Here is a 20,963-nt window from a genome sequence, read left to right as displayed (position 1 = left end):
ACACTGCCCCTGTTTGCACCAATATCACCCCCATGAGCCTGCCCCCCGGATTCCTCGACGAACTCAGAACGCGCACCTCCCTGTCTCAGGTGGTGGGGCGCAAGGTGATGTGGGATTCGCGCAAGTCGAACCAGGGCAAGGGCGACATGTGGGCGCCGTGCCCCTTCCATCAGGAAAAAAGCGCGTCTTTTCATGTGGATGACCGCAAGGGATTTTACTACTGCTTTGGTTGCCACGCCAAGGGGGACGCGATTTCCTTCGTCAAGGAAACCGAGAATGTCGGCTTCATGGAGGCGGTGGAGATCCTGGCGCGCGAGGCCGGAATGCCGATCCCCGCCCGCGATCCGCAGGCCCAGCAGAAGGCCGACAAGCGCACCCAGCTTGTCGAGGTCATGGAGGCCGCGGTTCAATTCTATCGCCTGCAACTGAAGACGGGGCAGGGGGGCGAGGCGCGCGATTACCTGGCCGGGCGGGGCCTTGATGCCGGTGCGCAGGAACGCTGGCAGATCGGCTTTGCGCCCGCAGGCTGGCAATCGCTGTGGGATGCGCTGACCGCCAAGGGCATTTCCGAGGAACTCATCCTTGAATGCGGGCTGGCCAAACCGTCGCGCCAGGGCAAGAAGCCCTATGACACCTTCCGCAACCGGATCATGTTTCCCATACGCGATGCCCAGGGGCGGGCGATTGCCTTCGGTGGCCGCGCGATGGACCCCGAGGACAAGGCCAAGTACCTGAATTCGCCGGAAACGCCGCTGTTCGACAAGGGGCGCAGCCTGTTCAACTTCGCCCCCGCCCGCGAGGCCGCCGGCAAGGGCGGCACGCTGATCGTGGCCGAGGGGTACATGGACGTGATCGCCCTGTCCGAGGCCGGCTTTCCCGCCGCAATCGCCCCCCTTGGCACCGCCGTGACCGAAGATCAGCTGCGCCTGATGTGGCGGATCGCCGATGAACCGGTGATCGCACTGGACGGCGATACCGCCGGTCTGCGGGCCGCGATGCGGGTGATCGACGTGGCGCTGCCGCTGCTTGAGGCGGGCAAGGGGCTGCGGTTTTGCCTTATGCCCGAGGGGCTGGACCCTGACGACCTGCTGAAATCCCAGGGTGCGGGGGCGATGCAGAAGCTTCTGGCGCGGGCGCAGCCGATGGTCGACCTTCTGTGGCAGCGCGAAACCGAAGGCGGCACCTTCGACAGCCCGGAACGGCGCGCCGCGCTGGACAAGTCGCTGCGCGCGGCCATCGGCAAGATCGCCGATCCCTTCATCCGCAGCCACTATGGCCTTGCGATCAAGGAAAAACGCTGGGCGCTGTTCAACACCCGCAAGCCCGCCGGCGGGCGGGTCTGGCAGCCCAAGGGTACCCCCGAGGCCGCCGCGCCCACGACGCGGGCCTCGTTGCTGGCGCAGGGCAATTCGACCATGGACGAGATCCTGCGCGAGGCGGTGATCCTGGCGGTGCTGCTGACCCATCCGGCGATCATTCCGCAGTTCGAGGATGCGCTGGAGCGGTTGGAATTCCTCGATTCCGACCATACACGCATCGCAGATGCCCTTCTGCGCCACATGGAGGCGGAGGACCTGCGCGCCACGCTGGAAGGCAGCCTGGGCCCTGGGCCCCTTGAAAAGCTGTTCCAGCCGCGCCATGTGACGCTCTGCCCGGCTGTGCGCAGTCCGGGCGACGATGAGGTTGCCGCGCTTTGCGTGGCCGAGGAGATGAGCAAGCTGCATGCCCGCCGGGGCGCACGCCGCGAGATCGAGGAGGCGGTGCGCGACGCCGAGGCCATGGGAGACGAGGGCACCACCTGGCGCCTGGGCCAGGCCGCCGAGGCGCGCAACCGCGCCGAGCGCGCCCAGAACGAGGACAGGACCGAGTTCGAGATCGGTGCCAACGGCGCACGAATCAGCCGCGATGAACGTTTGCGCCTTGATTCGCTGCTGGCGCAGATCAACAAGGGCAATACATCAGGGTAAGACCGTGACTCTCGGTGAGAGAACGGTAAACAGTACAGGTTAAGCAGGGGTTGCGAATCATTGATTCGCAATGGATGATTCGCCCCACCCGCGAATCGTTTTCGCCGTGGAAGGAGTGCCGGATGGCCGCCAAAGACACCGACGACCGCAACAAGCAGGAAGATCAGGACAACCAAGGCCTGGACATGAGCCAGGCCGCGGTCAAGAAAATGATCTCCGAGGCGCGCGAGAAGGGCTATATCACCTACGATCAGCTGAACCAGGTTCTGCCGCCCGAACAGGTGTCTTCCGAGCAGATCGAGGACGTGATGTCGATGCTGTCGGAAATGGGCATCAACATCATCGAGGGCGAAGAGGCCGAGGAAGAGGAAACCAAGGGCGCGACCGAGCTGACGACGACCTCGGGCGCGCGCGACGTGGTGCTTTCCGGCTCCGAAACCGAAAAGCTGGACCGGACCGACGACCCGGTGCGCATGTACCTGCGCGAGATGGGGTCGGTCGAACTGCTCAGCCGCGAGGGCGAGATCGCCATCGCCAAGCGGATCGAGGCCGGCCGCAACACCATGATCCTGGGCCTGTGCGAAAGCCCGCTGACCTTCCAGGCCATCACCATCTGGCGCGACGAATTGCTGAACGAGGACATCCTGCTGCGCGATGTCATCGACCTTGAGACGACCTTCGGCCGCTCGATGGGCGAGGATGACGACGACGAACCCGTCGTGCCCGGCCTGAACACCGCCGCTGCGGGCGCCGCGCCGGCGGCGACGAAAGAGGAATCGAACCAGCCCGAACTGGATGCCGACGGCAACCCGATCTCGAAGGTCGATGACGATGACGATGACGACGAACAGGCCAACATGTCGCTGGCCGCGATGGAAAGCGCGCTGAAGCCGCGTGTCCTGGAAATGCTTGACGTGATCGCGCGCGACTATGCCAAGCTGTCGGAAATGCAGGATCTGCGGATGTCCGCGACCCTGAACGAAGACGACAGCTTTACTGAGAACGCCGAGGCGCAGTATCAGAAATTGCGCAGCGAAATCGTGCTCTTGGTGAACGAACTTCATCTGCACAACAACCGTATCGAAGCCCTGATCGACCAGCTTTACGGCATCAACCGCAAGATCATGTCGATCGACTCCAGCCTTGTGAAACTGGCCGACCAGGCACGCATCAACCGGCGCGAATTCATCGACGCCTACCGCGGCTACGAGCTTGACCCGACCTGGATGGAGAAGATGGCCGAGAAGTCGGGCCGCGGCTGGCAGGCTTTCATCGAACGCTCTTCGGACAAGGTGGACGAGCTGCGCGGTGAGATGGCCCAGGTGGGGCAGTATGTCGGTGTCGACATTTCCGAATTCCGCCGCATCGTCCAGCAGGTTCAGAAGGGCGAGAAAGAGGCCCGCCAGGCCAAGAAGGAAATGGTCGAGGCGAACCTGCGCCTGGTGATTTCCATCGCCAAGAAATACACCAACCGCGGGCTGCAATTCCTTGATCTCATTCAGGAAGGCAACATCGGCCTGATGAAGGCGGTGGACAAGTTCGAATACCGCCGAGGTTACAAGTTCTCCACCTATGCCACCTGGTGGATCCGGCAGGCGATCACCCGGTCGATCGCCGATCAGGCCCGCACCATCCGCATCCCGGTGCACATGATAGAGACCATCAACAAGCTGGTGCGCACCGGTCGCCAGATGCTGCACGAGATCGGCCGCGAACCCACGCCCGAGGAACTGGCCGAAAAGCTCCAGATGCCGCTGGAGAAGGTGCGCAAGGTGATGAAGATCGCCAAGGAGCCGATTTCGCTGGAAACCCCCATCGGTGATGAGGAGGACAGCCAGCTTGGTGATTTCATCGAGGACAAGAACGCCGTCCTGCCGCTGGATTCCGCCATTCAGGAGAACCTGAAGGAAACCACCACGCGGGTTCTGGCCTCTCTCACCCCGCGCGAGGAGCGGGTTCTGCGGATGCGCTTTGGCATCGGCATGAACACCGATCACACGCTGGAGGAGGTGGGCCAGCAGTTCAGCGTCACCCGCGAGCGTATTCGCCAGATCGAGGCGAAGGCGCTGCGCAAGCTGAAACATCCCAGCCGGTCGCGCAAGCTGCGGTCGTTCCTGGACCAGTAACCCGGATCAAGAGGAGGGCGCCATGTCCCTGTGGTCACGCCTGTTCGGCGGCAAGGAGAGCCCCGCGAAGAACCCGCCGGAAACCCACGAGGGTTTCACCATCTATCCCGAACCGATCAACGAGGGATCGCGTTGGCGGGTCAGCGCAAGGATCGAAAAGCAGATCGGCGGCGAGCTGAAAAGCCACCGCCTGATCCGGGCCGACACGCTGGAAAGCGCGGATGTGGCTGCCGAAGCCTCGGCCGCCAAGGCGCGCCAGATGATCGACGAACAGGGCGAGCGGCTGTTCGACTGATCCCGTGGCGCGGTCACGTTTCGGCGCGCGGGCTTGATCCTGCGCGTGCCGGCCCCATCTCACCGGGAAAGCGAAAGGAAATGCCATGCGTCGATCCGCTCTTGTCTTCCTTGCCCTGGTCTCGGGCGCCCTTGCCGCCCCGGCCGTGGCCTTTCAGGCCAGCAACGGTCTTGTGGTAAGCGGCGATGGACAGGCCATCGAAGTGCCCTATCGCGGCCAGTCGGGCGCAAGGGCCTTCTGGTGCGCCGCCGGTGAATATGCCGAGAGGGTTTTGAACCAATCCCCCACGGCAACGCTTTATCGCGTGTCCGAGCCGCCGCGCCGGTCGGGGGAGGGCATCGTGTTTTCGCTGTCGCCCGATCAATCGGCCCGCAAGACCGGGCTGGCCGTCGTCGGGGCCAAGGGTGGCGGTGGCATCTCGATCGCCCACGCCCGCAGCCTGTGCGACAGGGAACTGTTCCTGAACGAATGACGACACGCCACACCACCTTCGAGATCGCGACGCGGGGGCAGGGGCTTTACGAATTCACCCGCGATGTGGCGCAATGGGTCGCGGGCGACGGTGTGCTGACGCTTTTCGTGCGCCCCACCTCCTGTTCGCTGTTGATCCAGGAAAACGCCGACCCCGAGGTGCAGACCGATCTGCATGCCTTTTTCAGCCGCCTCGTGCCGCCCACCTCGGACCCGAGGATGGGATATCTTACCCATACCTACGAGGGCCCCGACGACATGCCCGCCCATATCAAGGCGGCCATGATGCCGGTCAGCCTGGCCATTCCGGTGCGTGAGGGGCGCATGGTTCTGGGGCGCTGGCAGGGGCTTTACCTTTTCGAACATCGCGATGCCCCGCATCACCGGCAGGTGGCCGCCGCGCTGCAGTGAATCCCGCGTGCAACACCCACATCTTGTGATCATCATCGCCACTACCCAAGGTTTGGCGGCTGGCCTATAACCGCGGTGGGAACAGGCGGGAAGGAAACAAGATAGATGCGTTGTCCGTTTTGCGGAAATGTCGATACGCAGGTGAAGGATTCTCGCCCTGCAGAAGATCATGTGGCCATCCGGCGGCGGCGCTTCTGCCCTGCGTGCGGTGGTCGGTTCACGACATATGAACGGGTGCAGCTGCGCGACCTGGTGGTCATCAAGACCAACGGCCGGCGCGAGGATTTCGACCGCGACAAGCTGGAGCGTTCGATCCGCATCGCCCTGCAAAAGCGCCCGGTCGAACCTGAGCGGATGGACCAGATGATCTCGGGCATCGTGCGGCGGCTGGAATCCCTGGGCGATACCGACATCCCCTCGAAGGTGATCGGCGAGATCGTGATGGAAAGCCTGGCCCGGATCGATACCGTGGCCTACGTCCGCTTTGCCAGCGTTTACAAGAACTTCCAGGCCGCAGACGATTTCGACAAGTTCGTCAGCGAACTGCGCCCGAACCTCCCCCCCGAGGCGTGAGTACCGACGACCGGCGCCATATGGGCCATGCCCTGACCCTTGGGCGAAGGGGGCTGGGGCGCTGTTGGCCCAATCCGGCGGTCGGCTGTGTTATCGTGAACGAGGGGCGCGTCCTTGGGCGCGGCTGGACGCAACCGGGCGGGCGCCCCCACGCCGAAACCGTCGCGCTGGCGCAGGCGGGCAGCGGCGCGCGGGGTGCGACGGCCTATGTCACGCTTGAACCCTGCGCCCACCACGGCCACACCCCCCCATGCGCCGAAGCGCTGATCGCTTCGGGCATCGCCCGTGTCGTCTGTGCGCTTGGCGATCCCGATCCGCGCGTGGCGGGGCGCGGTTTTGCGCTGTTGCGGGCGGCGGGTGTCGCGGTTGATGTCGGCACTCTGGCCGGTCAGGCGCGCGAGGATCAGGCCGGCTTCCTGTCGCGCATCACCCGGTCGCGCCCCATGGTGACATTGAAGCTGGCCAGCAGTTTTGACGGACGCATTGCCACCGCCAGTGGCGAATCCCGCTGGATCACCGGCCCTGCGGCCCGCCGCGCGGTTCACGGAATGCGGATGACCCATGACGCGGTGATGGTCGGCGGCGGCACTGCCCGCGCCGACGACCCCAGCCTTGATGTGCGGGGCTACGGCGCGGTAACGCAGCCCCTGCGCGTGGTCCTGTCGGCGGGGCTGAACCTGCCCCTGGATGGACGGCTGGCGCGCACGGCGCAGCAGGTGCCGCTGTGGCTGCTCCATGGGCCGGGCGCCGATGCGGCACCCTGGCAGCGGCTGGGCGCGCGCACCTTCGAGGTTCCGGGCGACGGCGCGGTTGATCCGGCGCTGGCCTTGCAGACGCTGGCGCAGGCGGGGCTGACGCGCATCCTCTGCGAGGGTGGGGGCGCGCTTGCGGCCTCCCTGCTGCGGGCGGGGCTGGTGGACCGGCTGATCGGGTTCACCGCGGGGCTGGCCCTGGGGGCCGAGGGGCGACCATCGCTGGGCAATCTCGGGCTTGCGGCGCTGGCGGATGGACCGCGCTTCAGGCTGCACGGCCTGCGCGATGTCGGGGGCAATGTGCTGGCCGAATGGCGCCTAGCGCCACAGATGGGCGCGGCTGGCCAATAGGCCCTGTGCCTTCGACAACAGCCGATTGGCCGGTCCGGGTCGCGGAACGGTGCCTGTGGCAAGGCGCTGCATCACCACCTCGGCGGGGCAAGGCATGTCGGTGACCGGATCGTGGTAGCGCGGATAGCCGATCAGCGTGGCATGCACCAGTTGCGCCAGGCTGGGGCGGGCGGTGCGGCGCTCGGGCACCGGGCCAAGATCGCGCGTCAGCCCCCAACCGGCATAGAACGGCGCGCCCAGGGTGGTGACAGGCACATCCCGCAACAGCGCCTCGAACCCCAGAAGCGACGTCATGGTCCAAACCTCGTGAACCTCGGAAATCAGCGCGACGGGATCGGTGCCGGTGATGATCTGGCTGGCGTAAAGCAAGGCGGTTTCCGGTTCGATCCGGCCCGCGCGCAGACCGGTTTCGACATCCGGGTGCGGCTTGTAGAGGATCACCGCTTGGGGGTTGGCCTCGCGCGTGCGGCGCAGCAGGTCAAGGTTGGTGGCGCAGTCACCACAGCCCTTGCGGATTGAGGCGTCATCCTCGACCTGGCCGGGAACGAGGATGCGGTGGCCTGCTTCCAAATGCGGAAAGTCACCTGCGCCAATGTTGTATTTTGATAGTTTAAGCGTGCAAATGTCGCGTATCAGCCGTTCAGAATGTTCGATTTCTGTCGGTGTCAGGTGGACAGAGGCGGCGATCAGATGCTCCAGCCGCGAGGGGCGCGTGGGGTCGTAATAGATGCCCAGATCGTCGGCCACCAACGACAGCGGCGGCACCAGGTTTGCCCCCAACCCGCGCGAGCGCAGAAAGCCGTCTTCTACCCGTCGGATGCGGCCTTGGTGGGCTTCATCCTCTTTCCCGGCCCAGACCAGAAGGCCGCGCCCGGTTTGCTGCGCCAGTTCTGTCGCCTCGGCCGGGTCGTCCCGAAAGATCAGGCGTTTCTGGCGCCCGAAGACCCGTTGCAGCGGACGGCGCTTCCACAGCCGCATGCCGCTGGCGACGTGGCCCGCGTGGTCATCGCGCCAGGCGCGCACCTCGGCCTCAAGCGTGTCGATAGCGGTTTCCAGTTCGCAAAGCCGGTCGGAAAACGGATCGTACCAGACCGGATAGAGGATCATCGCGGCGGCGAAAAGCTGCGCCCGGGTCAGGCGGCGTTCGCGGCGGGGGCAGGGGTTTTCATCCTGGGTCAGCCCCCAGCCGCCATAAAAGGGTTGGCCGAAGACGCGGGGGCGGTGGCCTGCCAGGATCGCCTCGAACCCCATTTGCGAGGTCACGGTATAGATGGCAATCGCCCCCTCCAGCAGCGCCCAGGGCGATACGGGATCGGCGTAAAGTTGGGTGCGGGCATCTTCGTGCCCCGGGCCGTAATGTCCGATTCTGAACCCCTGGGCGGTCTCCGGGTGGGTCTTCAAAAGGATTCTTGCGCCCGGATGTTCGATTTGTGCAAAGGCCAGCATCTCATTGAACAAGGAGTCCGACCCTGCGCCATGGCGGATCGAGGCATCGCCGCGGGTCTGGTCGATCACCAGGACATAACCGGGGTCAGGCACCGGCAGGTCGGGATCGAAGGCGTTGTATTTGCTGAGATGGGCGCGTTTCAACCGCTGGATCGCATCGCGCGCCCGGTTCAGCAGGGCGGTATCGTCCAGGGGATGGGTGGCCAGAAGATGCTCAAGGTCGGAAGGTTGGGCGCTGTCGAAATGCGCGCCCCGCCTATCGAGATGCAGGCCCAGGGGCGGACCACCCGCGCGCCCCGGCAGGACCGAGCGCAGGAAGGCATCCTCGACCCGCAGAAGGGGGGTGCTGCGCCGCTGTGCCACGGCCTCGCCCCGGACGGCATAGGGCGATCTGCCCCAGACGCCTATCCAGTCGCCCTCGCGCGGCAGGCCCAGCGATATGTCCCAGCCCGACAGGGCCAGGATGCGGCGAATGCGTCGCGCCCTCAGGAATCCTGCGTTGTAAACGAAAAGCCGCCGGGAGGAGACCCCACCGGCGGCATCAGTGTCATCTGGGCGCGAGGCGTCAGCCACCCGAGCCGAGGCTGTTGAGCGAATCGACCGTCGAGACGGTGCCGGTCAGCGCGTTGAGAACCTTGGTCCACTGCACATAGGGCGCCTCGGTCACATAGACGGTGTCCTGGTCGCGGATGGCGAAATCGCGCGCCTCGAACATGCCGGTGGGCGCGGTAAGATCAAGGACATAGACCATCCGTTGCGCCCCCTGAAGATCGGACCGGCCCAGCACCTGGTTGGCGATTTCGGCCGGTTCGTTGCGGAAGACGAAGACGCCCGTCGGATCGGCGAGCGATGTCGAAAGGCCGCCCACCTGGGCCAAAGCCTCGATCGCGCTGATGGTCTGTGATTCGAAGGGCACGCGGTTCTGCGATCCGGTCGCGCCCAGGGCGGTGAACGACCGCGAATCCTCTTCCACGAGGATACGGTCACCGCCGCGCAGGGCGATGTCGAGGCGGGGATTCTGGTAGAGGTCTTCGAACCAGACGCGGCCCTTGTGCCCGCCGCGGATCACCGTCACCTGGGCGATCTCGGTGGGAATGGCGATGCCGCCGGCCCGCGCCAGCATCGACGAAAGGGTGCGGGTGGGCCGTTCGATGGCATAGACACCCTGCGCGCCCACGCCGCCCGAAACCGAAACGGTCGATCCGTCGCCGGCAAGGCGGCGCACCTGAACCTGCGGGTCCGGGGTTTGGCTGTCGAGCTTTTCGGTGATCAGGCGGCGTACGGTTTCGGGCGAATTGCCCGCGGCACGGATGCGCCCGGCATAGGGCACGAAGATGAAGCCCGATCCATCCACCTGCACCTCTTCCAGCACGGCCGAGGGGGCGCCTTCGGGCACCAGAAGCCCGTCATCGACGTTTTCGAAGATCGTCAGGCCCAGAGTATCGCCCGGCGATATGGTGTCCGACCCCAGAACGCCGGCGTTCAGGAAGGCGCCCGAGAATCCCAGCGCGGGGGTGACAGAGGTAGCGCGGGTCACGCGGTCGTTGACGGTAACGATGAAGGCGTCGCCCGATCGCTGTACCGAACCTTCGAAGATTTCCTGCTTGCTGGGGCCGGAACGGGGCAAGCCGCAGCTTGCGACGGTGGCCACAAGCGCGGCCAGGGCGACGGACTTCGCCCAGCGCGATCCCTTGATTTTCACTGCTCGGTCTCCTCGACCTATGTTTCTGCCTCAGGTTTTTTTTGTAAACTACGGTAAAGGCGATGGAAAATCTACTGTCGCCGTTCCGTGGCCCTATTTCACCACGCGCAACTGTTGCCTTGGTGCCGCTGTGCCCCGGTTCAGGGCATCATATGGGTCATCAGGGGCCAGCATCATGTCGACCACCTGGCGCATCAATTGTCGGCGCCCCGAGGTGGAATAGAAACCGCCGGGAATCTGGCTGGTTTCAAGAAGATAGTGGCGATAATCGCGGTAGGCGCGGCTGTCGGGGCGGGTCGGCTGCACGAAGAATTCGGCGATGGTCTGGGTGCTCACGAACTCGGGTTTGGCATAGACGGCATTGCCGAACACCTTGAGCGGCAAACCGCGCCAAAGAACCTGCTGCGCGGCGGTCGAATTCACGGTCACGGCACTGCGCGCATGGTCCAGAAGCTGGGCCAGCTTGCCGCCGCGCACGTAATGCACCCGATCCTCGACCCCGAAGTGGCGCGCGATGTGGCGCAGGTCGCGTTTCTGCGGCACCCGTCCATCCTCCAGCGGGTGCGCCTTGAACACCAGGTGGTGGTGGGTGGGCGCCCCACGGGCAAACCCCTCGACCACAAGCTCAAGAAATTCGCGTGAGGTGGCGAAGGGCGAATGCTTCTGGAAGTTGCTGTCATGCTCCAGCTGCAACAGGGCCAGGTGATAGGGAAAGCCGCCGCCGCGAATGCGCATGGTGGCCAGAACCCGGTCGGCCCAGAGCACCGGCATCAGCATCAGCCGCTTGAGATAGAGGCGGAATTCCTGCGTTACCGTCTGCGCGCGATGGGGGCGGAAATTGGCATAGCGCCGGTTCGCCAGCATGACGAAGGCATGATAGAGCGCGCCGTAGAAGATATGATGGCGCATGTCGCCCCATTGCGCGGGTGCCTCGGGCTGGTCCAGCTCGGCATTGGCCAGGGCGTGCTGCATCTGTGCCACGCTGGTGTTCATCAGCGCCGAATTGCCGTTCGAGCCGCCACGCTCATACGTCACCCAGTAGGGCCGCAGATAACCTTCCTCGTAGACATGGACCGTGATTCCCCTTGCGCGGGCATGGGCGATGGCCTGGGCATGGATCGGCCGCGTATCGCCATAGATGACGATATCGCTGATGGCGTGGCGTTCCACCAGGTCGGCAAAGGTGTCGGGCCAGGCTTCGGGGCGGTCGGTATAGGGGATGAAGCGGGCCGGATCGTGCCAGAAGAACTGATCGCCCCGGTTGAACCCCACCCGCCAGGTTTCGGCCCCTGCCGCGCGCAGCATCCGTGACAGGCGCGAAAAGAACGGCCCATGGGGGCCTTGCAGGAACAGGAAGTGGCGTTTGGCGGGCGTGCCCATCACTGGCCCTCCTTGGGCGAAATTGTTGACCGGTCGGACACCATGGCCCGTCCTGACAAGCATTACCCTGAAATTCGACAACTAAATGTCAACGGCAGGGCATTGTCGCGCCGGTTTTTGCAGGATCGTGACACTTGAGTTGCCGCAAAGGGCGGATTAGCTGTTGGGCGACACAAGGAGAGCGGCATGTTCACAGGCATAATCACCGATATCGGCAGCATTCTTCAGGTGGCCCAGGAGGGCGACCTGCGCGCCCGGATCGCCACCGGTTATGATATCGACGGTATCGACATCGGCGCGTCGATCGCCTGCGATGGCGTGTGCCTGACGGTGGTGGCGCTGGGCCAGATGCCGCAGCCCTGGTTCGATGTGCAGATTTCGGCCGAAACGGTGGGTGCCACCAACATCGGGCGCAACGGCTGGCCCCTGGGTAAACGTATCAACCTGGAACGTGCGCTCAAGGTTGGGGATGAGCTGGGCGGGCATATCGTGGCGGGCCACGTCGATGGCGTGGCCGAGATCACGGCCATGCACGATGAGGGCGACAGCACCCGCGTCACCCTGAAGGCGCCCGAGGCCCTGGCCCGGTTCATCGCGCCCAAGGGGTCGGTCGCGCTGAACGGTACATCGCTCACGGTGAACGAGGTTGACGGGGCAAGCTTCGGCATCAACTTCATTCCGCACACAAAGCAGGCCACCACCTGGGGCGATGTCGCGGTCGGCGATGCGGTGAACCTCGAGATCGACACCATGGCGCGCTACGTCGCCCGTTTGCAGGAGTTCGCGTGATGGCACCCGCGAAGAGCGACCGGAGGGAACGATGAGCGGCATGGGACACAACAACGGCCCCTCGATGGAACCGGGGCAGGGGTTTCGCCGCTACGCCTGGGGCAAGGCACGGCGTGATCTGCTGCCGCAACTGCCGCTGAACGTGATCCGCCGCCGGGTAGCACGGGCGAAAGAGATCGGGCTCGATTACCACACCTACGCCACCGTCCGCGCCACAAGCGGGCGTGACATCATCGGTTTCCTGTTCTCCTCGAACGCCCTGCGCCTGCATCTTGCCAGTGGCCGGATGCCAGCCGACCGCGCCGCGCAGTTGCGTGACATGGCCTGCGACCGCACGGCCCTGCTGCATCCGCCCCACCATGGCCTGGCGCCTGGCGAACCGCTGGACGCCGCCCACCCGGCACCGGCGCCCTTCGCGCTTTGGCGCGATCAACGGGCCGGTGTGCTGTCGGTGCTGAACGACCGTGGCCTGCCGGCCGACGGTGTGGTCCTGATCGGCGATGTCGCATTCGAGCGCGAATGGGCCGGGGCCGCGCGCCTGGCGGCCTATCTGCCCCAGGATCGGTTCTTTGTTGGCGATAACGGCACGGCACGCGGGCTTTGAGCACTGGTCATCGCGCCTGACCTGCGCTATTGCCCGCCCAAGTGCAGGAGCCGCCATGACCGATCATTACCACGACGCCGTGTCGTCCATCGACGAGATCATCGAGGATGCGCGCCAGGGCCGCATGTTCATCCTTGTCGATCACGAAGACCGCGAAAACGAGGGCGATCTGGTGATCCCCGCCGAAATGGCCACCCCCGAAATGGTGAATTTCATGGCCACCCACGGGCGCGGGCTGATCTGCCTGACGCTGCCGGGTGAACGGCTTGACGCGCTGGGCCTGCCCTTGATGTCGACGCATAATTCATCGCGCCACGAAACCGCCTTCACCATCTCGATCGAGGCGCGCGAAGGCGTCACCACCGGGATCAGCGCCCATGACCGCGCCCTGACCATCGCCACCGCCATCGACGAAACGAAAACCGGCGCCGACATCGCCACGCCCGGCCATGTCTTCCCCCTGCGCGCCCGCGAAGGCGGCGTGTTGGTGCGCGCGGGCCATACCGAGGCGGCGACCGACATTGCGCGCCTGGCCGGCAAGAAACCCGCCGGTGTGATCTGCGAGATCATGAACGACGACGGCACCATGGCCCGTCTGCCCGATCTGGTGGCCTTCGCCCAACGCCACGGGCTGAAGATCGGCACCATTTCCGATCTCATCGCCTATCGCCGCCGCCACGACAATCTGGTGCGCCCCCGCAGCGAACAGGTGGTCACCTCGGAATTCGGCGGCGACTGGACCATGCGCATCTATACCGACGAAACCCAGGGCGCCGAACATATCGCCCTGATCAAGGGCGACATTTCGGGCGACGATCCGGTGTTGGTGCGGATGCACGCTCTTGACCCGCTGCTGGATGTGGTGGGCCTTGGCGGGGCAGGGCGGGCGCGCGAATTCGGCGACGCGATGGAGATGATCGCCGCCGAGGGGCGCGGTGTCCTCGTCCTCCTGCGCGATCTGCACATGAAGCTTTCGGCCGAGAACGAAGTCTCTCCCCAGACCCTGCGCCAATACGGCCTCGGGGCGCAGATCCTGTCGTCGCTGGGCATCTCGCAGCTGGTCCTGCTTACCAATTCGCCCCGCCCCAAGGTTGTCGGGCTCGAGGCCTATGGGCTTGAAATCATCGGCACCCGCAAAATCTCGGAGATCGGATAGATGGCCGGCAGCGCCCACTACACCCCCCCTATGCCCGCGTTCGACGCGCCGGTGAAACTTCTTGTCGTCGCGGCGCCCTACTACAAGGACATCGCCGACGATCTCGTGGCAGGCGCCAAGGCCTGCATCGAAGGGGCGGGCGCCACCTTCGATCTGGTGGAAGTGCCCGGCGCGCTGGAAATTCCCACCGCCATCCGCATCGCGCAACGCACCAGCAACTTCGACGGGTTCGTCGCGCTGGGTTGCGTGATCCGTGGCGAAACCACCCATTACGAAACCGTCTGCAACGACAGCTCGCGCGCGCTCACCCTGCTGGGGCTGGATGGCTGCTGCATCGGCAACGGCATCCTGACGGTGGAAAACCACGAACAGGCGGCGGTGCGGGCCGGAGAACAGAACAAGGGCGGCGGTGCGGCGGCTGCGGCCTTGCATCTTGTCGCGCTGTCGCGCAAATGGTCCCGCAGCCCCAAGGGAATCGGGTTCCAACCCGGCAGCTATCGCGTGGCCGGTGACACCGACGGATCGACAAACGCATGAAATCGCCCACCAAACGCCAGATGAAATCGGCCTCTCGGCTCTATGCCGTGCAGGCCCTGTTCCAGATGGAGCATTCCTCGCTCACCATCGAAAAGGTTCGCGCCGAATTCGAAGATCACCGTTTCGGCGCCACCTACGAAGGCGACGAGATGATCGAGGGCGATGTCACCCACTTCCGCCGCCTGCTGGATGATGCGGTCAACAACCAGGCCCGGATCGACCAGATGACCAACCGCGCGCTGGTGGCCAAGTGGCCCATCGCGCGGATCGACCCGACCCTGCGCGCCCTGTTCCGTGCCGCGGGCGCCGAACTGATCGGCGGCGAAACCCCGCCGCGGGTGGCGATCACCGAATATGTCGATGTGGCGCGCGCCTTTTTCCCCGATGGCCGCGAGCCGAAGTTCGTCAACGGCGTTCTCGATCACATGGCCCGCGAGGCGCGCCCCGAAGCCTTCGCCTGATCGCACGGCCCCCTCTTTCTTGCCGAAAATACTCCCGCCGGAGGCACCCGCCCTCAAGGCCGCCCGCGTCCATTTGCCGGTTGATCACCTGCCGCGCGGCGCTATCCTTTCCCGCAATCCGACGAAAGGCCGCGCCATGCCCCCGATTGCCCGCTTCTACATCCGCAATTGCCTGATCGGCTTCGCCTGGGCGGGGGGCTTTGTCGCGCTGCTGCTCTGGTTCGATGTCGCCAGGCTCTGGTCGCTGATCGCGGCCTCCGATGTGGGCATTCTGGCGGTGGGCCTTCTGGTCATGTTCAACGGCATCGTCTTCGCCGGGGTGCAGTGCGGCGTCGCGGTGATGCTGATGGCGGAACGCGACGAACCGCCCCAGGGCGGGCGCGGTGCCGCTCAATTGTCCGAAGCGCCCGTCACGATCCGGTAACGTTCGAGTTCTTCGCGCACGAAAACATAGATCTCATCCGGCGGCGTCACCAGGGCATGGCGCATCAGCAGTGGGTCGGCGCCCATGGCGTCCAGGTAATCCATCACCCGGCCCTGGCCACGCTGGATGTCCTCCACCGCCATGAAGGCCGGCTGCACCGTGTTCTCGCCGAAATAGTGCTGGTGCACGCCGACATAGGCGGCATTATCCACCACGCGCGCCACCCCGCCCACCAGGATATAGGGGCAGGCCGACAGGCAGATGTCGCCCGCCGTCAATTCGGTGTCGAACCCGCCCTCGCGCAATGCGCGACCGATCTCCAGCGCATCGGCGACCGATCCACCGGGGCTGTTCAGCGAAACGGTCATTGGTGGCGCCTCGGTCTCGGCCAGCCACCGTGCAAAGCGCGCGCCGTCCCCCTCGGCAATCGCCCCCGTCAGGCGCAGAACCGCGCCGGCGGGCTGAAACTGCAACCGCTCGGGCATGTCCGTGGGCGGGGGAAAGGGCCGCTCGGCCGGTCCGTCCGGCATCTCGCCGGGGCGATAGCGGCGCGTCTGATCCCCCGGGCGCACCGGCGACTCCAGCCGCGGTGCCTTGGGGGTGAGGGCAAGGCCCTGCCAGCCTTCCAGCAGGTCGGCCCCGAACATCGCCCCCGCCATGGCCAGTTGCAGCCCCAGGATGCCCTTGATCATCGCGCCGGGGGACGGGCTGGCCAGTTTCATTCCGCCGGGTCCCGCAGGGGCTGGGGCCCGACGTGCGGGCGCGGCTCAGGTTCCGGTGCCGCGCGGTCCAGCGCGAATTCCACGTCGCGCGCGGCACTCAGCGCGGCGCGCAACTCGGCCAGGGTCATGGTCTGTTCCATCGACACCCCGTCGCGCCCCGAGCGGATGGCGGCCTGGGTGATCATCAGGATGAACACCAGGACCGCCGGCAGCAGGTCGATGGCAATCGCCCCGGCCCAGGAGGGAATGAAGTTCCCGGCATAGCGGATCACGGCATCGGCGGTGGAAATCGGGGTATAGGTGGTATCGGCGGGCGGCTCCATGTCGCTCACGGCCTCGGCGGCGGCGCGCAGGGTGTCGGCCCGCTGGCCCAGCAGCGACAGCACCGAATCGATGGTGGCCTGCTGCCCCGCCTGGATGTCCGCGCTCGATCCGTCCAGCCGCGGCAGAACCACCGAGGCCGAAAGGTCGGACGCCGCCCGCACCACCAGCGGTGCCACCGAAAGCTGGCGCAACCGGGTGATGATCCCGGCCAGGCGCACCGCCTCCTCGGAAAACTCGACCGACCGCGCTTCGACCGGCCCCGGCTCCACGGTCAGCGACCGCATCCGCGACAATATCTCGTTGCCGGTGGTGAAGGCCTCGCCCACCAGGGGCTCCTGGCTCGCGATCTGGGTTTCCAGCGCGGCCAGTTCCTCGGATTTCTGGCGCAGGATGCGAAAGACGGTGCCACGCCCGGCAAAGCCTGACAGATCGCCGCTGGCCTCCTGCGCGCCAAGGTCCTCGAAACTCTGGCGCACCCGGGCGACATCCCGTTGCAGCCCCTGCGCCGAAACGGCGATGGCATTGGCCCGCTCCAGCGCGTTCTGATACTGCTGCACGGTGCGCGCCAGATGCTGCTCCACCGCTGCCGCCCCCGCCAGCGCCGCGGCGTTCAGCCAGGACGACATGGCGATGATCGCCAGCGATCCCAGAACCATCGACCCCAGAAGCCCAAGCCGCGCGCCCGCCGTGCGCACGGCCGGCAAAAGCCGCATCAGGTATGACCAGAACACGAAAATCCCCACCGAAACGGCAATGGAATAGGCCAGTGCGGCAAAGACGCTCAGCGCGCCGTCACTGTCCAGAAGCGAGGAAACCCCAAGGTAGGTGTAAATTCCCGATGCTGCCGCCAGCACCCCCAACGCCGCACCCGAAAAGGTATCCAGCCAGCCGAGGTGCCCCTCAAGCTCGCGCGCATACCGCACCCCCTGCGCCTCGGCGCGACTCATGTCCCGTTCGCTGTCCATCAACTGTCCCTCTGGCCCTTCCCGCAATATGGGGCGGACAGGCCGAATACCCAAGCCCCGGCGCACTTCAGCGCCCCGGGCAGGCAAGAGATCGCAAAAGGAAGGGAAAGGCGCGACGGGACCGGCACAGCCGTCTGGGTGTGAAATCCCGAGAGCCTGTGTATACAGGTGGGCGCCAGGTAGCAGGACCACGATCCAGCCAGAGCCAGCTCCCTCGGAATTGATTAAGGCCACCGGATTTTAACCCCGGCACGAAAAGGCCAGAACCCGCCGCAGACCCACAGATAGGCCCGCACCGCCCTCACGACAAGGGGCGATGATCAAACCCGCCCCCTGTTTCTTTCTTGCTCCAAATACTCGAATGGCGCGCGAGAAACCGCAGGTTTCGAGCGCGCCCCCGGGCGACGCTGCAGGCGGCGCAACAGCTTCCCCTTGATATTTGTTTACGCTTTGTTCACAAAATGCCCCATGACCGATGATCCCGTTTCGCCCGTCCCGCGCCCCGGCCAGCTTCTGGCGCGGGGGGTCTGCCGCCACTTTCTGGGCCACGATTTCGTGACCGTGGAGGAACTCATTCCGGCGCCCGGCCTTCGGGTCGACGTGATGGCGCTGGGGCCGAAGGGGGAAATCTGGATTGTCGAATGCAAGTCCAGCCGCGCCGATTTCACCGGTGACCGGAAATGGCAGGGATACCTTGAATGGTGCGACAGGTATTTCTGGGCAGTGGACGACAGTTTTCCGACCGAGCTTCTGCCCGATGAAACCGGGTTGATCGTCGCCGATCCCTACGATGCGGAAATCATCCGCCTGGGGCCGGAAACCCGGCTTGCGCCTGCGCGCCGCCGGGTGATGATCCAGAAATTCGCCCGCCACGCCGCCCTGCGCTGGCACGGGGCGCGGGATCCGGGGCTGGCACTGGGGCCCTAGCGGCCCTTTTCCGAGATCTTGCGCGCCTGGGCGGCCGCGGCGCGGATTTCCTCGGCGATTTCCTCGGCTTCCTCGGGGTCGAAGTCCAGCGGCAGATCCACCCCGTCGCCTTCGACGTACAGGCGCACCATGCCCTTGTCGGTCGGTCCGATCTGCAGGTTTGCCGCGATGTCGCTTTCGCTGTTGATGCCCATGGGTGCCTCCGGTTCTGAACCCAGCCGCAGTACCGCTTTGCCCCTTGCGCCGCAAGGGTGCAGCGCGCAGCATCGCCCGATGGACGACACGATCACCCTGCGCCCCTTCCTGCCCGAGGATGCCGGATGGCTGACCCGTCAGCACGGCATGCTCTATGCCCGGGACGAAGGCTTCGACCCCAGCTTTGAAGCGCTGGTCGCCCGGGTTCTCGATGATTTCATCGCGCGCCACGATCCCGGTCGCGAGGCGGGCTGGATCGCGCGGACGGGGCCGGCGCGCCTTGGGTCGATCTTCTGCGTGGCCACGGACAGGCCGGCCGTGGCCAGGCTGCGGCTGTTCCTGCTGCGCCCCCAGGCGCGGGGCAGGGGGCTGGGGCGGCGGATGCTGCACCATTGCATGGATTTTGCCCGCAGCGCCGGGTATCGCCAGCTTGTCCTTGCCACCCACGAAAGCCACCGCGCGGCCTGTGCCCTTTACCGCGCCGAGGGGTTCACCATGACCGACAGCCGCGCCACCCGGTCCTTCGGGCAGGACGTGGTGGAACAGCATTTTGCCATCACGCTGTAAGCGGCAGCCGGGCGCGCAAAGCGGTGTCAAAAATGCCATGGCCCCCTTGCAAAGCGGAAAGGCCGGCGGTAAATCAACCCTCGTGCCGCCTTAGCTCAGTTGGTTAGAGCGCTTGATTGTGGATCAAGAGGTCCCTGGTTCGAGACCAGGAGGTGGTACCATCCTCACCCCTTATTTATAACGCTGAACGATGTGCCATTTTGGCATTCCGTCCGACAAACCGAATCGTCCGAAGATTATCCGTGTCGGACGATTTTCTTTTAGGGTGCTTTCGATCCGCATTCGCGATCCCACGCGGCGTTCGTCTTGAAATCGCGGCGCAGGTTCCAGGGGGCGTTGGCTGCGCGCCAGTCCAGTTCGGCCTGGGTAAATCGCCGCGGCTCCTCGATGTCACAGAAAAGCGGTTCAGTAGATGCCACCGGCTCCGGGTCCGGGGAGCAACCAGCCGTCAGGAACAACCCGCAGATCATCGTCAGATAGCTTGTCGATTTCAGCATCGCTTTTCCGATCCTCTTCTATGTTGGCCAGGCGCGCATGTGCCGCGCCCAGCTGAAGCGACAGACTGGCGGCGCGGGCTTCGGCCCGATCCGCCCGGACCGATTGCCACCAGCCCCAGCCTGCGGCAGCCACAGCAGCAGCGACGGCAGCGGCGAGCAGGGTGTCTTTGATGGTGCCGATCAGCACGAAACCCACTCCCCTTGCCGGAGCCAACCGTGCCAACGACAGGGCATTCCGGTATTGAACACTGACGGTGAGAGAGTTGGCCGCTCGCGGTTTCCATCCCACTTCCAGTGAGGCGATGGGTTTACGCCATCATCAAAGGCCAGGAATGACCGCAAGCCACAGCCACACGGGCAGTTAAACATGATGCCACCCGTACCTTCTTCGTCTGGCCCAACGAACTTTATTGCGCCGGCCGGGCTGTCAATCAGGCTTCCCACTACAGTGGCGCGGATCATGACACCCACCAATACAGGGTGCCAAGCGCCCCACTGATTGCCGCGCAGACCATCATCAACACTGCCCACACGGCGGGCCAGATACCATTGTGAGATGCCACTGCGATCACTGCGCCGAGGCAGGCACCCGCGCACCAGCTTGCCGCCAGACCTGCGAAGAGTTCGCTCACGCCGCCACCCTCGCGTCCTGCATCCGCTCGCGCACCATGTCGCGCAGGCGGTCGCCAATCTGCACCGGATCGCCGGGGGCGCTCATGTCGGGCAACCAGGTGATGTCCCACTTGTTGCGCTGGCGGATACCGAGAGTGGGCTGGATCTCGGCGTGCGAAAGAACCGACCAGCGGCTGACCGGGATGTCATACATCGCGCAATGCTGGGCCGTCCGTTCGCACAGCGCGTTGATCTGCGGCCAGGTGACCGGCGCGCGACCGGCGAAGAAGGGGCGCTCCTGAGCGCCGGCCATCGCATCGACCGACAGCCCGATGGCGCCGGTATTGGCGTTGAGGGTGTGGCTTGCCGCATGGCCCACGCGATAGTTCGCCTGCGCCTCGGGGCGGAACAGGCCATCCCAGACGTTGCCGTCCTGGTCGATCAGTTCGTTGTAGGCCCGGCGCTCCATGTCGATCACTCCGTAGGCCCCTGCTGTCCAGTGCCAGTGGATACGATGCAGCCCAGAAGGGTGGAACAGGTCGGCAATCCCGCGCCCGCCCCGCGCCTGCAACGCGGCGCTGATCGCCGCTCGGGTCTTCGGCCCCATCATCCCATCGATGGTGCCCGGGCTATGCCCCAGCGCCGCACAGCGGGCCTGCGTGTCGCGAATGCTATAGGTCATGTCAGTCCTCCGAAAAGCGCGAATGCC

At 65.3% G+C, this 20,963-nt stretch carries 24 protein-coding genes and 1 tRNA gene; 16 read left to right on the top strand and 9 right to left on the bottom strand.

The genetic code is table 11. From position 1 onward, the window contains the following. The first annotated feature begins 32 nt into the window (after positions 1-32). From dnaG to ribD, 7 genes are all read left to right on the top strand, one after another. Positions 33-1,967: a DNA primase gene (gene dnaG / locus H7828_RS00855; protein ID WP_226779048.1), complete on the top strand. Its 1,935-nt coding sequence runs from the start codon at positions 33-35 to the stop codon at positions 1,965-1,967. Positions 1,968-2,089: 122 nt separating this feature from the next. Beyond that, a complete protein-coding gene (gene rpoD, locus H7828_RS00850) occupies positions 2,090-4,093 on the top strand; it encodes an RNA polymerase sigma factor RpoD (protein WP_226779047.1) in 2,004 nt (667 codons plus the stop codon). Positions 4,094-4,115: 22 nt separating this feature from the next. Beyond that, positions 4,116-4,388: an HlyU family transcriptional regulator gene (locus tag H7828_RS00845; protein ID WP_226779046.1), complete on the top strand. Its 273-nt coding sequence runs from the start codon at positions 4,116-4,118 to the stop codon at positions 4,386-4,388. A gap of 85 nt (positions 4,389-4,473) precedes the next feature. Next, on the top strand, positions 4,474-4,860 hold the full coding sequence (locus tag H7828_RS00840) for a hypothetical protein (RefSeq protein WP_226779045.1): 387 nt from the start codon (positions 4,474-4,476) through the stop codon (positions 4,858-4,860). Then, positions 4,857-5,270: a secondary thiamine-phosphate synthase enzyme YjbQ gene (locus tag H7828_RS00835; protein WP_226779044.1), complete on the top strand. Its 414-nt coding sequence runs from the start codon at positions 4,857-4,859 to the stop codon at positions 5,268-5,270. The genes H7828_RS00840 and H7828_RS00835 overlap by 4 nt, the downstream gene beginning before the upstream one ends. A gap of 105 nt (positions 5,271-5,375) precedes the next feature. After that, the gene (gene nrdR, locus H7828_RS00830; protein ID WP_226779043.1) at positions 5,376-5,843 is read left to right on the top strand and encodes a transcriptional regulator NrdR; all 468 of its coding nucleotides are present in this window, start codon (positions 5,376-5,378) and stop codon (positions 5,841-5,843) included. Beyond that, entirely contained in the window at positions 5,840-6,946 is a 1,107-nt protein-coding gene (ribD, locus tag H7828_RS00825; protein ID WP_342592275.1) for a bifunctional diaminohydroxyphosphoribosylaminopyrimidine deaminase/5-amino-6-(5-phosphoribosylamino)uracil reductase RibD, read from the top strand. The genes nrdR and ribD overlap by 4 nt, the downstream gene beginning before the upstream one ends. Here the strand turns inward: ribD and H7828_RS00820 are convergent. The 3 genes from H7828_RS00820 to H7828_RS00810 all read right to left on the bottom strand — a co-directional run bounded on the left by H7828_RS00820 (position 6,914) and on the right by H7828_RS00810 (position 11,474). Then, positions 6,914-8,965 (bottom strand): capsular polysaccharide biosynthesis protein, encoded by a 2,052-nt coding sequence (locus tag H7828_RS00820; RefSeq protein WP_226779042.1) that lies wholly within the window; start codon positions 8,963-8,965, stop codon positions 6,914-6,916. The two genes, ribD and H7828_RS00820, sit on opposite strands and share 33 nt — an antisense overlap. After that, entirely contained in the window at positions 8,958-10,094 is a 1,137-nt protein-coding gene (locus tag H7828_RS00815; RefSeq protein ID WP_226779041.1) for a polysaccharide biosynthesis/export family protein, read from the bottom strand. The genes H7828_RS00820 and H7828_RS00815 overlap by 8 nt, the downstream gene beginning before the upstream one ends. 93 nt (positions 10,095-10,187) lie before the next feature. Next, entirely contained in the window at positions 10,188-11,474 is a 1,287-nt protein-coding gene (locus tag H7828_RS00810) for a capsule biosynthesis protein (RefSeq protein WP_226779040.1), read from the bottom strand. Between the two features lie 186 nt (positions 11,475-11,660). Here H7828_RS00810 and H7828_RS00805 point away from each other — a divergent pair, with 186 nt between their 5' ends. The 6 genes from H7828_RS00805 to H7828_RS00780 all read left to right on the top strand — a co-directional run bounded on the left by H7828_RS00805 (position 11,661) and on the right by H7828_RS00780 (position 15,445). Further along, on the top strand, positions 11,661-12,263 hold the full coding sequence (locus tag H7828_RS00805; protein WP_226779039.1) for a riboflavin synthase: 603 nt from the start codon (positions 11,661-11,663) through the stop codon (positions 12,261-12,263). Between the two features lie 31 nt (positions 12,264-12,294). After that, on the top strand, positions 12,295-12,867 hold the full coding sequence (locus H7828_RS00800) for a hypothetical protein (RefSeq protein ID WP_226779038.1): 573 nt from the start codon (positions 12,295-12,297) through the stop codon (positions 12,865-12,867). Positions 12,868-12,922: 55 nt separating this feature from the next. Further along, the gene (gene ribB / locus H7828_RS00795) at positions 12,923-14,023 is read left to right on the top strand and encodes a 3,4-dihydroxy-2-butanone-4-phosphate synthase (protein WP_226779037.1); all 1,101 of its coding nucleotides are present in this window, start codon (positions 12,923-12,925) and stop codon (positions 14,021-14,023) included. Continuing rightward, positions 14,024-14,560 (top strand): 6,7-dimethyl-8-ribityllumazine synthase, encoded by a 537-nt coding sequence (locus H7828_RS00790; RefSeq protein ID WP_226779036.1) that lies wholly within the window; start codon positions 14,024-14,026, stop codon positions 14,558-14,560. Next, positions 14,557-15,021, top strand: coding sequence for a transcription antitermination factor NusB (gene nusB / locus H7828_RS00785; RefSeq protein ID WP_226779035.1), 465 nt, complete (start codon positions 14,557-14,559; stop codon positions 15,019-15,021). Before H7828_RS00790 ends, nusB begins: the two co-directional genes overlap by 4 nt. A gap of 136 nt (positions 15,022-15,157) precedes the next feature. Continuing rightward, on the top strand, positions 15,158-15,445 hold the full coding sequence (locus H7828_RS00780; RefSeq protein ID WP_226779034.1) for a hypothetical protein: 288 nt from the start codon (positions 15,158-15,160) through the stop codon (positions 15,443-15,445). Here the strand turns inward: H7828_RS00780 and H7828_RS00775 are convergent. Then, positions 15,412-16,167, bottom strand: coding sequence for a COG3904 family protein (locus tag H7828_RS00775; protein WP_226779033.1), 756 nt, complete (start codon positions 16,165-16,167; stop codon positions 15,412-15,414). The two genes, H7828_RS00780 and H7828_RS00775, sit on opposite strands and share 34 nt — an antisense overlap. Beyond that, positions 16,164-17,456, bottom strand: a complete 1,293-nt coding sequence (locus H7828_RS00770; protein ID WP_226779032.1) for an AAA family ATPase — start codon at positions 17,454-17,456, stop codon at positions 16,164-16,166. The genes H7828_RS00775 and H7828_RS00770 overlap by 4 nt, the downstream gene beginning before the upstream one ends. A 468-nt stretch (positions 17,457-17,924) precedes the next feature. On the opposite strand from H7828_RS00770, the gene H7828_RS00765 reads away from it, so the two are divergent. Beyond that, positions 17,925-18,383 (top strand): MmcB family DNA repair protein, encoded by a 459-nt coding sequence (locus H7828_RS00765; protein ID WP_226779031.1) that lies wholly within the window; start codon positions 17,925-17,927, stop codon positions 18,381-18,383. On the opposite strand, the gene H7828_RS00760 is transcribed toward H7828_RS00765, so the two are convergent. Then, positions 18,380-18,577, bottom strand: coding sequence for a DUF6324 family protein (locus tag H7828_RS00760; protein ID WP_226779030.1), 198 nt, complete (start codon positions 18,575-18,577; stop codon positions 18,380-18,382). The two genes, H7828_RS00765 and H7828_RS00760, sit on opposite strands and share 4 nt — an antisense overlap. Before the next feature lie 79 nt (positions 18,578-18,656). Here H7828_RS00760 and H7828_RS00755 point away from each other — a divergent pair, with 79 nt between their 5' ends. Next, positions 18,657-19,145, top strand: a complete 489-nt coding sequence (locus H7828_RS00755; RefSeq protein ID WP_226779029.1) for a GNAT family N-acetyltransferase — start codon at positions 18,657-18,659, stop codon at positions 19,143-19,145. An 84-nt stretch (positions 19,146-19,229) separates the two neighbouring features. After that, a tRNA-His gene (locus H7828_RS00750) sits at positions 19,230-19,306 on the top strand. 244 nt (positions 19,307-19,550) lie between these two features. On the opposite strand, the gene H7828_RS00745 is transcribed toward H7828_RS00750, so the two are convergent. From H7828_RS00745 to H7828_RS00735, 3 genes are all read right to left on the bottom strand, one after another. Further along, the gene (locus tag H7828_RS00745) at positions 19,551-19,829 is read right to left on the bottom strand and encodes a hypothetical protein (protein ID WP_226779028.1); all 279 of its coding nucleotides are present in this window, start codon (positions 19,827-19,829) and stop codon (positions 19,551-19,553) included. Further along, complete coding sequence (locus H7828_RS22955) at positions 19,823-20,011, bottom strand: ubiquitination-like system serine protease family protein (RefSeq protein WP_425354930.1); 189 nt, start codon at positions 20,009-20,011, stop codon at positions 19,823-19,825. The genes H7828_RS00745 and H7828_RS22955 overlap by 7 nt, the downstream gene beginning before the upstream one ends. Before the next feature lie 259 nt (positions 20,012-20,270). Then, positions 20,271-20,936, bottom strand: coding sequence for an N-acetylmuramoyl-L-alanine amidase (locus tag H7828_RS00735; RefSeq protein ID WP_226779026.1), 666 nt, complete (start codon positions 20,934-20,936; stop codon positions 20,271-20,273). Between the last annotated feature and the right edge of the window lie 27 nt (positions 20,937-20,963).

The sequence above is a fragment of the Oceaniglobus trochenteri genome (genome assembly GCF_020529025.1).
Taxonomy (GTDB): Bacteria; Pseudomonadota; Alphaproteobacteria; order Rhodobacterales; family Rhodobacteraceae; genus Oceaniglobus; species Oceaniglobus trochenteri.
Note: the sequence above shows the minus strand (reverse complement) of the source record. Positions and strands in the feature narration are given on the sequence as shown.

Bases quoted from the DNA above. Each gene is read 5' to 3' on its own strand.
- H7828_RS00790 (WP_226779036.1), top strand. From the start codon at position 14,024: ATGGCCGGCAGCGCCCACTACACCCCCCCTATGCCCGCGTTCGACGCG.
- rpoD (WP_226779047.1), top strand. From the start codon at position 2,090: ATGGCCGCCAAAGACACCGACGACCGCAACAAGCAGGAAGATCAGGAC.
- H7828_RS00775 (WP_226779033.1), bottom strand. From the start codon at position 16,167: ATGAAACTGGCCAGCCCGTCCCCCGGCGCGATGATCAAGGGCATCCTG.
- H7828_RS22955 (WP_425354930.1), bottom strand. From the start codon at position 20,011: ATGTTTAACTGCCCGTGTGGCTGTGGCTTGCGGTCATTCCTGGCCTTT.
- H7828_RS00765 (WP_226779031.1), top strand. From the start codon at position 17,925: ATGACCGATGATCCCGTTTCGCCCGTCCCGCGCCCCGGCCAGCTTCTG.
- H7828_RS00760 (WP_226779030.1), bottom strand. From the start codon at position 18,577: ATGGGCATCAACAGCGAAAGCGACATCGCGGCAAACCTGCAGATCGGA.
- nusB (WP_226779035.1), top strand. From the start codon at position 14,557: ATGAAATCGCCCACCAAACGCCAGATGAAATCGGCCTCTCGGCTCTAT.
- H7828_RS00810 (WP_226779040.1), bottom strand. From the start codon at position 11,474: ATGGGCACGCCCGCCAAACGCCACTTCCTGTTCCTGCAAGGCCCCCAT.
- H7828_RS00845 (WP_226779046.1), top strand. From the start codon at position 4,116: ATGTCCCTGTGGTCACGCCTGTTCGGCGGCAAGGAGAGCCCCGCGAAG.
- H7828_RS00835 (WP_226779044.1), top strand. From the start codon at position 4,857: ATGACGACACGCCACACCACCTTCGAGATCGCGACGCGGGGGCAGGGG.
- H7828_RS00755 (WP_226779029.1), top strand. From the start codon at position 18,657: ATGGACGACACGATCACCCTGCGCCCCTTCCTGCCCGAGGATGCCGGA.
- ribB (WP_226779037.1), top strand. From the start codon at position 12,923: ATGACCGATCATTACCACGACGCCGTGTCGTCCATCGACGAGATCATC.
- H7828_RS00800 (WP_226779038.1), top strand. From the start codon at position 12,295: ATGAGCGGCATGGGACACAACAACGGCCCCTCGATGGAACCGGGGCAG.
- H7828_RS00805 (WP_226779039.1), top strand. From the start codon at position 11,661: ATGTTCACAGGCATAATCACCGATATCGGCAGCATTCTTCAGGTGGCC.
- H7828_RS00770 (WP_226779032.1), bottom strand. From the start codon at position 17,456: ATGGACAGCGAACGGGACATGAGTCGCGCCGAGGCGCAGGGGGTGCGG.
- H7828_RS00735 (WP_226779026.1), bottom strand. From the start codon at position 20,936: ATGACCTATAGCATTCGCGACACGCAGGCCCGCTGTGCGGCGCTGGGG.
- dnaG (WP_226779048.1), top strand. From the start codon at position 33: ATGAGCCTGCCCCCCGGATTCCTCGACGAACTCAGAACGCGCACCTCC.
- nrdR (WP_226779043.1), top strand. From the start codon at position 5,376: ATGCGTTGTCCGTTTTGCGGAAATGTCGATACGCAGGTGAAGGATTCT.
- H7828_RS00840 (WP_226779045.1), top strand. From the start codon at position 4,474: ATGCGTCGATCCGCTCTTGTCTTCCTTGCCCTGGTCTCGGGCGCCCTT.
- H7828_RS00780 (WP_226779034.1), top strand. From the start codon at position 15,158: ATGCCCCCGATTGCCCGCTTCTACATCCGCAATTGCCTGATCGGCTTC.